The organism is Pantoea sp. WMus005 (assembly GCF_013415305.1).
In the GTDB taxonomy this organism is placed as follows: domain Bacteria; phylum Pseudomonadota; class Gammaproteobacteria; order Enterobacterales; family Enterobacteriaceae; genus Pantoea; species Pantoea rara.
In genome coordinates this window covers 153,249-166,070 of sequence record NZ_JACBXU010000001.1, presented here as the reverse complement: position 1 = coordinate 166,070, position 12,822 = coordinate 153,249, and the positions used below count along the sequence as shown (strand labels likewise).

Genomic DNA, 12,822 nt, shown 5'->3' with positions numbered 1-12,822 from the left:
GGCCACTGATTTCAGTGACCGCCTTATTTATGTGTGTTAAGAATTCCAGCAAGCGGGATTGTCCTGCTTTTCTCTTAGCGTATTACTTGTTACGTAACATCGCTTCGATAAATTCTTTCCAGGTTCCCATTTCGGTGTCAATCATAATGCCCTCTCTTATTGTGCTGGCAATACTACGCTCTTTTTTTAATCAGGTGAATACGTTTACACCTGTTATATCTATCGGCAAGCCTCACAAAAACATGAATGTTGCTGATTCTGGAAGCTGACGCACATTTCAGCAACCCATTAACACCATTGGAAATAATTTTTTATAAGCCCAACGGTAGACTATTTTATCAGCATGGCGAAATTCTTAAGCACCCATTGATGATCAGGGTAATAATTCACTGCGAAATTGATAACGTTTACCTGGTGCGAAACAGCGACACGCCGTTCAGGATATCGAGGACGATTACCGCGCCCGCACAGATGCCGCAACGGATCACACTATGCTAAACTCGCGCTTTGGCTGCTTTTTTCAGCTTTCTCTTCTCACAGGACAATAAGGATCGGGCAATGAGCACGCAGTGGGTGATGTTCGGGATTAAAAATTGCGACACCATAAAAAAAGCCCGGCGCTTTTTAACAGACGCAGGCGTTGAGTATCACTTTCACGACTACCGTGCCGATGGCCTGAGCGATGACCTGTTGCAGACGTTTATCGATTCGCTGGGCTATGAAGCCCTGCTTAACACCCGCGGCACCACATGGCGTAAACTGCCCGACGCTGATCGTGAAGCGGTGACCGATGCCAGCAGCGCCAAAGCGTTGATGCTGGCGCATCCCGCCATGATTAAGCGTCCACTGTTGCGCACCCCGGATGGCTCCCTGCTCGCCGGTTTCAGCGAAGCCACCTATCAGAATGCTATCCAGGAGAAGTCATAATATGTTTTGCCCGGTCATTGAGCTGACGCAGCAGCTTATACGTCGCCCCTCTCTCAGTCCCGATGATGCCGGATGTCAGGCTCTGCTGATCGCCCGTCTTGAAGCTATTGGCTTTAAGATTGAAACGATGAACATCGACGACACCCTGAATTTCTGGGCCACCCGTGGCGAAGGTGAAACGCTGGCGTTTGCCGGTCACACTGATGTGGTGCCACCTGGTGATGCCAGTCGCTGGATTAATCCGCCATTTGAACCGACCATCCGCGATGGCATGCTGTTTGGCCGCGGTGCGGCGGACATGAAAGGCTCGCTGGCAGCCATGGTGGTGGCGGCCGAACGTTTTGTTGCGGTGCGCCCTAATCACAGAGGGAGGCTCGCCTTTATGATTACCTCTGATGAAGAGGCCAGCGGTGCCAACGGTACGGTTAAAGTGGTTGAACGACTGATGGCGCGCCGGGAACGGCTCGACTATTGCCTGGTCGGCGAGCCGTCCAGCACTGAGGTGGTCGGTGACGTGGTAAAAAATGGCCGCCGTGGCTCAATTACCGCCAATCTTACGGTGCATGGCGTGCAGGGTCACGTCGCCTATCCGCATCTGGCGGATAACCCGGTTCACCGGGCGATGCCTGCGCTGACTGAGCTGGTCGCGACAGAGTGGGATCAGGGAAATGAGTTCTTTCCGGCTACCAGCATGCAAATCGCCAACGTCCAGGCGGGCACCGGCAGCAATAACGTGATACCTGGTGAACTGTTTGTGCAGTTTAACTTCCGCTTCAGCACCGAACTGACCGATGAGATGATTCGCCAGCGGGTCGCAGACCTGCTGGATCGTCACCAGCTGCGTTACACCATTGAGTGGAAACTCTCTGGTCAGCCCTTCCTGACAACGCGCGGTAAGTTGGTTGATGCCGTCGTGAAAGCTGTAGCGCACTATAATGAAATTAAGCCGCAGCTGCTGACCACAGGCGGAACCTCCGATGGCCGCTTTATTGCCCGGATGGGCGCGCAGGTGGTGGAACTGGGGCCGGTGAATGCCACCATTCATAAAATCAATGAGTGTGTGAAAGCCTCTGACCTGCAGATGCTGAGCCGGATGTACCAACGCATCATGGAACAACTGATCGCCTGACGGCGGTTTTAAGGAGCAGCAAATGGAATTTATTAAAGATTACTGGTGGATCCTGGTGATCCTGCTGATGGTTGGCGTGCTGATGAACGTTTATAAAGATCTGAAACGCATCGATCACAAAAAATTTATGGATAACAAACCGGACCTGCCGCCGCATCGTGATTTCAATGATAAATGGGATGACGACGACAACTGGCCGAAGAAGAAGTAAATGAAAAAGCCCCTGCAATGCAGGGGCTTTTTTACATCATCATAATAACGTCATCGTCACCGGGTTTTGCGCCGCTTAACGCCTCATCAAAATAGCGTTTCGGCACCGTATAACGCAGATGATTCAGCGCCAGTTCCATGCTGCGGTGATCGATGGCATGCGCCAGATCGTCAACGATATCCAACGTGACGTCGCCACCGCAGGCGGTCAGCCGCTGCTCTGCCTGCTGAGCATGGTGCAGCGGGATCTGCTCATCATAATCACCGTGGATCAGGTGAATCGTGGTGCGGGTACTGGCCTTCTCTGGCAGGGTAATAAACCGGCCGCTGAACACCACTGCGCGGCCCGCCAGATTCGGATACGCTTTAACCCCTTCCAGCACCATACTGCCGCCCTGCGAAAAGCCGATTAGCGCTGTCGCTTCGGGCCGCACCCCGCTCTTTTTTTGCCAGTGGCGCACAGACTCAACAAACTGCGGCATCGCCGCATCCACCCGCTGCTGCACCGTCTGATCGTGCAGATCGGTTTCGCCAAACCACTGACGAACCGTGCCCGGCGAACCGACGGACACCACCAGCGCGTCAGGAAACGTGCGGGCAAACCAGTTGCCAATCTCACCCATTGAGTCAGGATTATCGCCAACGCCGTGGTAGAGCAGCAACAGCTGCGCTGTGGTGGCAGGCTGTTGAACGATTACATATTTCAGTGTCATGTTGACCTCCTGTGTTTACTCTACGCCGCGTGGAGCAAAATGATATGAGGATAATTTGAGGCAGATGGTCGAATTATTTCACCGGACGATGCAGCGAGTCCGCAGCAACACCCAGGCTTTCGAGTGCCGTTGCCGCCTGCTGACGCAGCTTCGCTATCAGCGCTTTGCGGCCGCTCACGCCTGCCTGCCGGGCCAGCTCGCTTAGCGCATCGGGTGTGGCAACGGCTGCGGCCAGCAACGGGGCGGGCGCGATGCTGGCTTGTGCCAGACGCTGCAATACCGGAAGGCTCGCCTCCAGAGGCCGCTGCGCCCAGGCAAAACCAACGGCCAGATGAATATCCTGCGCGGTCAATCCGTCGTCTGTGGCTTTATCAAACTGCAGGTCCAGCGCGATATGCTGGCGCAATAGCGGCCAGTCACGTGCCAGCTGTGCTGCCGCCCGGCGCGCTAATACCTTGCCCGCAGCAGAACAGGGCAGGATAGCCATCGCCGCGTAGCAGCCGCTGCTGGCTTCACGCTGACTGCCAATCCGTACCAGGGTAAAGCCACAGGCGTGCCAGAACGCCCAGAGTGATTCAGTGTAGCCGAAGCTGACGGAGAGATAGTCGTGATCGTCAGCCGCACTGGCCGCTGCCGCAACAAGCTGCTGGCCGATTCCCTGGCGACGGCTCTCTGCCGCCACGGCTATGCGGCTAATCCGTAGCGAGCGCAGGGTTGCCGCTTCAGCCAGACCGGCATGGGCTGCCAGTGACTGTGCCACCAGATTTCCGCGCGGTCGCCGGGTGCCCGCCCAGACCGCCTGCGCCAGATCAGGTTCAAGATCGCCCTCCTCCACCAGCCAGAGCGCACCCTGTAACGCGGGTGCCTCTCCCGCCCGCCACAACGCCATACCCGGCGCATCCAGCAGGCGGCGAAGATCAAGCGGCGAAGTGCGGTAGTGCGCGCTGGTCAGCAGACGATAGGCAGCCTCCAGCGTGCTGAAATCGTGACGTTCAACCCGATGCGGCGTTACGGGAGAATCGGGGGCAGCGGCGCTGGCATCGTCAAACAGCAGCGCCTGATTCAGCCACTGCTCCAGCGGATCGAAACGCGACCAGCGCAGCGGCTCATCCAGCGTGAAATAGTGTGCATCCGTAAGGCCAGCGCAGAATTTAAGGATAAAGCCGCGTCCGCTGCCTTCGTAACCCTGCACAGTGGTGGTGAGTAACACGCGGGAATAGCGGCTGACCAGCGCCCGTAGCAGCGGTGCCGGGATTGCCGCGGCTTCATCCACAATCAGCCAGTCCGCCTGGGGTGACGTCTCCAGCGCCAGCAGCGCATCAGGCGCCATAAAATGAAAGCGCTCGCCAGCAAAGGTGGCCAGCACCTCCGTTGAGGCTTTCGCCGGCGCGGTGACCAGACAACGGCCATTCAATCGTGCCAGCATCCCCGCCAGCGCCGATTTACCCCGTCCACGGGCGGCGGTCAGCACGGCGACACCCGATGGCAGCGTCATCAGCTGATTGAGTATCGCCTGCTGCTGTTGCGGTGCCTGACAGTGCCACTGCGGCCAGGCGGGCTGCACCGGAAAACGGCAAGGCAGATGCTGCCGCGCCAGTAGCACCTGATCATCCGCCAGGATCAGCTGTTGCAGGTGGTGAACAAAATGAGGTGTTGGGATGGGTTCAGCGACGTCCGCCCAGCGCAGGCTGTCGGTGTCAGGCTGTTGCGACCACTGTTCCCAGGGCGGTACCAGTAGCAGCAGCCAGCTACCGGCAGTCAGCGTGCCAGCCAGCGCAGCGAAAGCCTCAGCATGAAAGCCCTGACGGGCATCGAATATCGCATGACGAAATTCACGGCCAAGCAGCGTGCGAACCGCGCCTGGCGTTTTATGCAGGAGTGACTCTTCAGAGGAAGCAGAGAAGAGTGGCTCCGCGCTTAGCGTCAGCCAGTCACCCGGCAACGCTTCACGCCACTCCACAGCCCGATCCACGCACCAGGCCGGGTCGCCGCTGATGACTGCCAGACGACGCACACCGGCCTGCTGCATAACCTGCGTTGGGATCATCAGTTGCTGGCGAAGGTATTGCACTGTCCTGGATCGCCACCATCGAATCCGCGCTTGAACCAGGTGTAGCGCTGCTCAGAAGTCCCGTGGGTAAAGCTGTCCGGCACCACGCGGCCCTGGCCTTTCTGCTGCAGGCGGTCATCACCAATCGCCTCAGCAGCGTTCAGTGCTTCCTGCAGATCGCCGGCTTCAAGGATGTTCTCCTGCTGCATATAGTGTCCCCAGACACCGGCAAAACAGTCTGCCTGCAGTTCCATTTTCACAGAAAGCTGATTGACCTGGGTCTGGCTCGCGCCCTGCTGCATTTCACGCACTTTCGGTTCAATGCCCAGCAGCTTCTGCACATGGTGGCCCACTTCATGCGCGACAACGTAGCCCTGGGCAAAGTCACCGTCCGCGCCGAGTTTGGTTTTCATCTCGTCATAGAAAGAGAGGTCGATGTAGACGGTCTGGTCGGCAGGACAGTAGAACGGTCCCATCACAGACTGTCCGGTACCGCAGCCGGTGCGGGTTGCGCCGCGATACATCACCAGCTTCGGTGGGACATATTGTTTGTTCATCTGTTTGAACAATTTACCCCAGGTATCTTCCGTGGTCGCCAGAATCACCTTAGTGAATTTGGCGGCCTCGTCATCATTGGCGCTGACGCTGCGCTGTTGCGGCTGACTGGTCGGTGCGACCTCGCCACCGGTCAGCAGTGCGGTCAGGTCATAACCGTAATAACCGGCGATAGCTACCACGATCAGCAGCACGATACCGCCTTTACCGCGCGGCAGACGAATCTGACGGCCTCCGCCGCCTAAACCGGACGATTGATCGCGACGGTCCTCTACATTGTCGCTTTCGCGACGCCCTTGCCAGCGCATGCTGTATTCCCTCAGTCATTTTTTCAGATGGCATGATTTTAGTTGTGTGAGGGAGCAATCACCAGCTTTACACCAAAATGAAAAAAGGAGAGCCGGGGCTCTCCTTTTTCTTTCTGCTTTCCAGGTGCGCTAAAGACAAACTCAGTCGAGTTTTACACCCAGTCGCTGCGCCACGGCTTCATAGGCTTCGACCACGCCGCCAAGGCTCTGGCGGAAACGGTCTTTGTCCATTTTATCCAGCGTCTCTTTGTCCCACAGGCGTGCACCGTCTGGTGAAAACTCATCGCCCAGCGTGACTTCGCCATTGAACAGACCAAATTCCAGTTTGAAGTCGACCAGAATCAGACCTGCATCGTCGAACAACCTGCTCAGCACCTCGTTGGCTTTAAAGGTCAGTTCCTGCATCCGCGCCAGGTTCTGCTTGCTGACCCAGCCAAAAGTTTCGCAGTAGGATTCGTTGACCATCGGGTCATGCTTTTCATCATCTTTGAGGAAAAGATCAAACAGCGGTGGATTGAGCACAATACCCTCTTCCACGCCCAGACGTTTTACCAGCGAGCCTGCTGCGCGGTTACGTACCACGCACTCTACCGGCACCATCTCCAGCTTCTTCACCAGCGCTTCGGTATCGGACAGCAGCGCTTCCATCTGGGTCGGGATACCCGCTTCCTGCAATTTGGTCATGATGAAGTGGTTAAATTTGTTGTTAACCATTCCCTTGCGATCAAACTGCTCAATTCGGGCGCCATCACCTGCTGACGTATCGTTGCGGAATTCGAGTATCAGCAGATCCGGGTTATCGGTGCTGTATACGGTTTTCGCTTTACCGCGATACAACTCAGCTCGCTTTTGCATCTTGTTCACTCCAGACTTGAAATAACGGGTGTTCAGCGGCCAGTGCCGCTGCGGCGATTGCCTTGACGCAATCGTTTACTTCGCCGCGCGCTATTATGCCAAAAACAAAATAAAAAGGCCGGAGAATCTCCGGCCTCAGGCAACTTTATTTGTTCAGCGCCGCCTGGAACACGGCCACCAGCGCATCGTTCTGCGACTGGGTCAGCACATGCCCTTTCGGGTCGATGAATTGCAGACTGGTGCGGTTGTCGAGATCACCCACCTGCACTTTGTAATCACCGTTTTCTAATTCCGGATCTTTCGCGCCAACTGAATCCCAGTCGCTGCTGCTCAGGGCCTTGTAGGTCACCTTCATGCTGCCGGTGGAGCGAGTAGTATCGGTCACGTCCATCCCGACGCGTTTCATCGCCTCTGGCAGACGCTGCCATGCCACGTTGTATGGCGTACGCAGAATCAGCATTGGCAGGCCGGTATCATCTGCGCCGCTCTGCACGTCAATGGCACCACTCACCCGACCCGCCGCCGCGTTTTCACTGGCGGTATCAATCTTGTCCAGACCGGTGCTGAGTTCATTCAGCATCTGCGCGGTGTAACGCTGAATCTGTACAGGAGAAGTAATGGTTTTTCCATCCTGCTGCAGCTCCAGCAGACGCACGGTAAGCTGCTGCTGATAGCTCTGCGACTGCACGCTGATCTGGTAGCGGCCGCGATACTGCTGGTCTTCATCAGCACGGTTCCACTGCACCCAGTCAGTCGTCAGCTGCTGGCCGGCATCATTACGTGAAGCAATCGGGAACTTGTTTGACTGCACGACGCTGACGACCCGAGGCCAGACTGAACCACGGTTGCTATCAATCATCAGTGCGCCAGTATTGTTGCTGAACTGCGCGCGGGTGCCGTTCATCAGCGCCAGCGGCTGAGCTGGCGGACGAATGTCGAGTTGCTTGCCGGTCGGGGCCTTGCTGGTGGTGCGCGGCACATCGTAATCACCACGCTGAACCGGCAGGATCATTCCGGCAGGCGCTTTCAGTTCATTTAACTGACTGGCTTCAAGATAAGATTCGTCACCGCTGACCTGGCGCTTATAACGCTGATCGCTTGAACAGGCCGACAACAGCATCAGGGTAGAAAGCCCCACCACTGTGGCTACTGTTGACCGCTTTACTGAGTAATTCATTCAAACTCCCTAAATTATCGCAAACCCGCTTTCACCAGCGCCTGCTCCACTTTCGGCTGGCCGGCTGCAGTCAGTGGCGTCATTGGCAGACGCAGCGTGTCGTTAGCGATTAATCCTAGCTGTTTCGCAGCCCATTTCACCGGGATAGGATTGGGTTCACAGAAAAGCGTCTGGTGCAGGTGCATCAGACGCTGATTCAGGCGACGTGCCTCGACGAAATTGCCCTGCTGTGCAAGTTGACACAGTTCGACCATTTCGCGCGCAGCGACGTTTGCGGTCACCGAAATGACGCCTTTACCGCCCAGTTGCATAAAGTCCAGCGCAGTCGCGTCATCGCCACTCACCAGAATGAAATCTTCATTAACCAGCTCTTGGATCTGACTAACTCGCGATAAGTTCCCGGTTGCCTCTTTGATTCCGATAATATTTTTGATTTCGGCCAGACGGGCAACGGTTTCCGGCAGCATGTCACAACCGGTACGTGAGGGAACGTTATACAGCATCTGTGGCAGGCTGGTGCTATTCGCAATCGCTTTAAAGTGCTGGAACAGCCCTTCCTGCGTCGGACGATTGTAATAAGGTGTCACGGTCAGGCAACCCACCACGCCGGAATTTTCAAAACGCTTCGTCAGAGAGATGCCTTCAGCGGTGGCGTTTGCACCGGTTCCGGCAATCACTGGAATACGGCCATCGGCCAGTTCCAGGGTCAGCATCACCACATCACCATGTTCTTCATGGCTCAGGGTTGCAGATTCGCCTGTGGTGCCGACGGAAACGATCGCCGCGGTGCCGCTGGCGACGTGATAATCAATCAGTTTTTTCAGACTCGACCGGCAGACATTACCGCTGTCATCCATTGGCGTAACGAGTGCAACAATACTTCCCGTAAACATTGGCGATCCCCTCGACAAACAAGTGCTTCATGGTACGTTTTACACTTAGGGAAAAGCAAGCAAGCCACGCCATTCCCGCGCTTGTCAGCAGTTTTTTTTATGTTTACCTTATGGTTATTAGCGAAAGCAGAGGAAAAGCCATTTTGCCGCAATCTCAGCCCCATCATCTGGTGATCACCGCACTCGGTGTTGACCGTCCGGGTATCGTCAATACCATTACCCGACACGTCAGCAGTTGCGGTTGCAACATTGAAGATAGCCGTCTTGCCATGCTCGGGGATGAGTTCACCTTTATTATGCTGCTGTCGGGCAGCTGGAACGCGATCACACTCATTGAATCGACCCTGCCGCTGAAAGGCGCAGAGCTGGAACTGCTGATTGTGATGAAGCGCACCAACGCCCGGCTCCGTCCACCGATGCCGGACACCGCCTTCATTCAGGTTGAAGTCGCCGATTCGCCGCATATCATTGAGCGCTTCACCGATCTTATCGATAAGCATCAGATGAATGTGGCCGAACTGGTGTCGCGCATCACACCTGCGCAACACAATTTGCCGCCAACGCTCTATATTCAAATGACCGCCCACAGCCCGACGCGAACCCGTGGCACGACGTTTGAACAGGCATTTAATACCCTGTGTCAGGAGCTGAATGCGCAGGGGACACTGCGTCTCTATAGTGTGTCTGACGCCGACAGCAGCGAATCTGTCAGCGCAGTACGCTAAGCTTTGGTTCATAAGCCGGAGTTATTTCTCCACATAACTGACGCGTGCGCGGCTATGTGGTGAAATACCCCCTGATGGTAATCTTGCCTCTGGCCGTTTCTGGCCGAATGGTGTATTACCCACAGCCTGAATAAGAAAATGGAGAGATGTGATGAATCCACTGAAAGCCGGAGATACTGCACCTGCATTTAGCCTGCCTGATCAGGACGGCGAACACGTGAATCTGACCGACTTCCAGGGACAGCGCGTTCTGGTGTACTTCTACCCGAAGGCGATGACACCAGGCTGCACCGTGCAGGCGTGCGGTCTGCGTGACAACATGGATGAGTTGAAGAAAGCGGGTGTGGAAGTGCTGGGTATCAGCACCGACAAACCAGAAAAGCTGTCAAAGTTTGTCGAAAAAGAGCTGCTGAACTTTACGCTGCTGTCAGATGAAAATCATGAAGTCTGCCAGGCGTTTGGCGTCTGGGGTGAAAAAACGTTTATGGGGAAAACCTATGACGGCATTCATCGCATCAGCTTCCTGGTGGATGCTGAGGGCAAGATCGAAAAAGTGTTTGATAACTTTAAGACCTCGAATCACCACGACATGGTGCTGGATTACATTAAGTCAGCCTGATGTTGAAGGGCGCGGTAGTTTGATCGCCGCGCCCTGCTTAACTCCCTTGCCCCCGCACATCTTTATGCTGCCGTTGCGAAACCTCCAGCGTTCATGCGATTGATTAAGATGCAGCAACAATAACGCAGTTACGCCCGGCATTTTTCGCTTCATAAAGCGCCGCATCGGCCTGTTTTAAGCTGTTTTCCAGTCCGGCATCCTGCGACCCGTTCCAGGCCGCGACGCCGATAGAGAGGGTAATTCGCCCCACATCGGTCAGCCAGGCTTCTTCAATGCCGAGCCGCACGCGCTCCGCGATGACCTGCGCCTCATCCAGTACCGTTGCCGGCAACAGCATCAGAAACTCCTCTCCGCCGTTGCGACAGACCACATCAGACTGGCGGGCGCTGGCACGCAGTGTGCTCGCCACCTGCTGAATGACCCGGTCGCCCACGTCGTGCCCCCAGCTGTCGTTAACGTTTTTGAAGTGATCGATATCCAGTGCCAGCACTGAGAAAGGCTGGTGCACCGTGCGGTAGTACTCCAGCACCGCGTTAAGACCGCGGCGATTCAGTAGCTGAGTCAGCGGATCGGTCTGCACTTCGGAGCTAAGGCGCCCAATTTTGTCCTGCACCAGGCCAATCCCGGTGAGCAGCGCGCGCTTGACCTGCGCCGCCTCGAAATACCAGGCGGTGATGCCGCCGATCTCTTTTGAGACGCCCTGTGCATCCATCCGGCTGGCTTTACGGGCCAGCTGGAAAAGTGGCTGGGCAATCAGGCGCGCCAGCACCACAGCCACCAGCAGGGTCAGCAGCGCGAACGGCACCGAGTTTTTCAGGACCTTCATTAACAGACCTGACAGCGGATCCAGCGTGACGTTAACTGGCTTCAGCGCCACCACCGTCCAGCCGGTGGTCGGCACCACGGCAAAGCCCGCCAGCTGAGTCGTTTTGCCTGGACCGGCCATCATCAGCGAGCCATTAGTCTGGTCATCACGCGGACTGACGATGGCGGGCAGCGTTTTGCCGATTAGCTGACGATTCTGGTGATACAGCACCTCATTATTACTGTCGAGCACATAGACCGTGGTGCCATCCCGGTAGAACTGCTCACCCAGTAGCGCATTCAGAATGCTTTTTTTCTTCAGATAGATGGTGCCACCGATATAGCCCAGATAGTCACCTTCGGGGCTCCAGATGGGCCATGAGACAAACACCAGCAGATTATTGGCAGCAGAAAGTGTGGGTTTACTGATGATCGGCTGTCGCAGCGTCAGCGCCTCCCGCGAGGCGTCACTGGTGAGGTGCATTCCTTTCAGCGTCAGGGATTCGGGCGAGATCGCTTTGATCACGCCCTGCGCATCCACTATCGCGACTGAGTTGAAACTGGTGGTCTGCTCGCGCAGGCGGTTAACTTCACTATCCAGCAGCCCCGCATTACCAAAGTCACGGCTGAGCTGATTGGCGCTGTAGTGCAGTTGCGACTGCGCCAGCTGGAAGAAAATTTCACTGGTTGAGGCGAGCTTGGCAGCATAGGCCCGGTTCGCCTCCAGTGTGGAATCGATCAGTACCTGGCGCTGAACCCGCCAGGTAGCGTAGAGCGTGTTCCCGAGCGTGATAACAATGCTGACAATCACCAGCAGGGCGATCAGATTGCGCAAATCGGTCTTGGGCCGAAAGAGCTTTAGCATGGCGTCGCCGCCCTGAAGAAGAGTGTCATGTCGTAAATGCCTGATTATATTTTTATGTGTGCCAGAGGCCCTGATATCCGGGCTTAAGTCTACACGCTGTCGGCATTTTTGAGCAGTATTAAGACAAATTTCACCTCTCTGAATACAGATTTGGCTGGCACTAATCGATTAATCCCTGGCTGTCGTAAAAGGGCCAGGGGCCAGAAAAGTGACCAATTGCGCATTGATGCGTGACCATTCCCTGCCCGGGTTGCCAGCAGTGCAACAAAAAGCCGGGCGGCTCCAGAATAAAATGAGCCGGTGCCTCGGGATGCAGATCCAGCGCCACCTGATGCGATACGCCTGGTGCGACACAAGCCAACGTCCCGGCAAAGCGGGTCTGCAGGCTGCGATGCAGATGACCACAGAGCACCCGCTCAATCTGAGGATGGCGGGCAATAATCGCCGCCAGAGCCTCCGGATGACGTAATCTTTGCCGATCCATATGCACAATGCCACAGGCAAAAGGAGGATGATGCAGCATGACCAGCGTGGGCTGATCGGCGGCCGCGCTCAGTGCCTGATCCAGCCACTGCAGCTGTTGCTCGTCCAGCTCCCCCCACGGTTGTTGCGGCACGCTGGAGTCCAGCGCCAGCAGCCTGACGCCGCCCACGCTGAACTGCCAGTTCAGGGTCGGCCCCGCCTGCAGATAGCGGTGATCCGGGAAGGCAGCACGCAGCGCCTCGCGGTCGTCGTGATTACCCGCCATCAGATAAAACGGCAGCTGAAGACGCTGCAGAGCTTCGCGCAGCGTCTGGTACTCTTCCGGCCTGCCAAAATCGACCAAATCGCCAGTAATCACTACCACATCGGGTCGCGGCTGCAGCGCGTTAAGGGTGTCGATAACCTGCAGTAACGCCGCATAGGTATCGACCTGTTTGTACGAGAGGCGGCCATTGGCCTTGATATGCAGATCGCTGATCTGGGCGATCACAGTGGGTTGAACAGACACA

The 12,822-nt window shown here is 56.2% G+C and carries 13 protein-coding genes; 5 read left to right on the top strand and 8 right to left on the bottom strand.

Annotated elements, in window-relative coordinates; all coding sequences use genetic code 11:
- Positions 1 to 558 precede the first annotated feature (558 nt).
- The 3 genes from HZZ01_RS00750 to HZZ01_RS00740 are packed head-to-tail and all read left to right on the top strand — an operon-like array spanning position 559 to position 2,267.
- Positions 559 to 927: an ArsC family reductase gene (locus HZZ01_RS00750; protein ID WP_179895090.1), complete on the top strand. Its 369-nt coding sequence runs from the start codon at positions 559 to 561 to the stop codon at positions 925 to 927.
- A 1-nt stretch (position 928) separates the two neighbouring features.
- Positions 929 to 2,056 (top strand): succinyl-diaminopimelate desuccinylase, encoded by a 1,128-nt coding sequence (gene dapE, locus HZZ01_RS00745; protein ID WP_179895089.1) that lies wholly within the window; start codon positions 929 to 931, stop codon positions 2,054 to 2,056.
- Positions 2,057 to 2,078: 22 nt separating this feature from the next.
- A complete protein-coding gene (locus HZZ01_RS00740) occupies positions 2,079 to 2,267 on the top strand; it encodes a YpfN family protein (protein WP_003848800.1) in 189 nt (62 codons plus the stop codon).
- Between the two features lie 31 nt (positions 2,268 to 2,298).
- Here HZZ01_RS00740 and ypfH read toward each other — a convergent pair whose 3' ends face one another.
- The 6 genes from ypfH to dapA form a co-directional block, all read right to left on the bottom strand.
- Positions 2,299 to 2,979: an esterase gene (ypfH, locus tag HZZ01_RS00735; protein ID WP_179895088.1), complete on the bottom strand. Its 681-nt coding sequence runs from the start codon at positions 2,977 to 2,979 to the stop codon at positions 2,299 to 2,301.
- A 73-nt stretch (positions 2,980 to 3,052) separates the two neighbouring features.
- Complete coding sequence (locus tag HZZ01_RS00730; protein WP_179897005.1) at positions 3,053 to 5,026, bottom strand: tRNA(Met) cytidine acetyltransferase TmcA; 1,974 nt, start codon at positions 5,024 to 5,026, stop codon at positions 3,053 to 3,055.
- Complete coding sequence (locus HZZ01_RS00725) at positions 5,026 to 5,892, bottom strand: neutral zinc metallopeptidase (protein ID WP_179895087.1); 867 nt, start codon at positions 5,890 to 5,892, stop codon at positions 5,026 to 5,028. The genes HZZ01_RS00730 and HZZ01_RS00725 overlap by 1 nt, the downstream gene beginning before the upstream one ends.
- Before the next feature lie 141 nt (positions 5,893 to 6,033).
- On the bottom strand, positions 6,034 to 6,747 hold the full coding sequence (gene purC, locus HZZ01_RS00720) for a phosphoribosylaminoimidazolesuccinocarboxamide synthase (RefSeq protein ID WP_179895086.1): 714 nt from the start codon (positions 6,745 to 6,747) through the stop codon (positions 6,034 to 6,036).
- Between the two features lie 145 nt (positions 6,748 to 6,892).
- Positions 6,893 to 7,924, bottom strand: a complete 1,032-nt coding sequence (gene bamC, locus HZZ01_RS00715; protein ID WP_179895085.1) for an outer membrane protein assembly factor BamC — start codon at positions 7,922 to 7,924, stop codon at positions 6,893 to 6,895.
- A 14-nt stretch (positions 7,925 to 7,938) separates the two neighbouring features.
- On the bottom strand, positions 7,939 to 8,817 hold the full coding sequence (gene dapA, locus HZZ01_RS00710; protein ID WP_010260008.1) for a 4-hydroxy-tetrahydrodipicolinate synthase: 879 nt from the start codon (positions 8,815 to 8,817) through the stop codon (positions 7,939 to 7,941).
- Positions 8,818 to 8,960: 143 nt separating this feature from the next.
- Here dapA and HZZ01_RS00705 point away from each other — a divergent pair, with 143 nt between their 5' ends.
- Both HZZ01_RS00705 and bcp read left to right on the top strand, forming a co-directional pair.
- Positions 8,961 to 9,542, top strand: coding sequence for a glycine cleavage system transcriptional repressor (locus HZZ01_RS00705; protein ID WP_136196710.1), 582 nt, complete (start codon positions 8,961 to 8,963; stop codon positions 9,540 to 9,542).
- Between the two features lie 151 nt (positions 9,543 to 9,693).
- Positions 9,694 to 10,161: a thioredoxin-dependent thiol peroxidase gene (bcp, locus tag HZZ01_RS00700; RefSeq protein WP_090958780.1), complete on the top strand. Its 468-nt coding sequence runs from the start codon at positions 9,694 to 9,696 to the stop codon at positions 10,159 to 10,161.
- 103 nt (positions 10,162 to 10,264) lie between these two features.
- On the opposite strand, the gene HZZ01_RS00695 is transcribed toward bcp, so the two are convergent.
- Positions 10,265 to 11,830, bottom strand: a complete 1,566-nt coding sequence (locus tag HZZ01_RS00695; RefSeq protein WP_179895083.1) for a sensor domain-containing diguanylate cyclase — start codon at positions 11,828 to 11,830, stop codon at positions 10,265 to 10,267.
- A gap of 160 nt (positions 11,831 to 11,990) precedes the next feature.
- The gene (locus tag HZZ01_RS00690) at positions 11,991 to 12,821 is read right to left on the bottom strand and encodes a phosphodiesterase (protein ID WP_179895082.1); all 831 of its coding nucleotides are present in this window, start codon (positions 12,819 to 12,821) and stop codon (positions 11,991 to 11,993) included.
- Position 12,822: the final 1 nt, after the last annotated feature.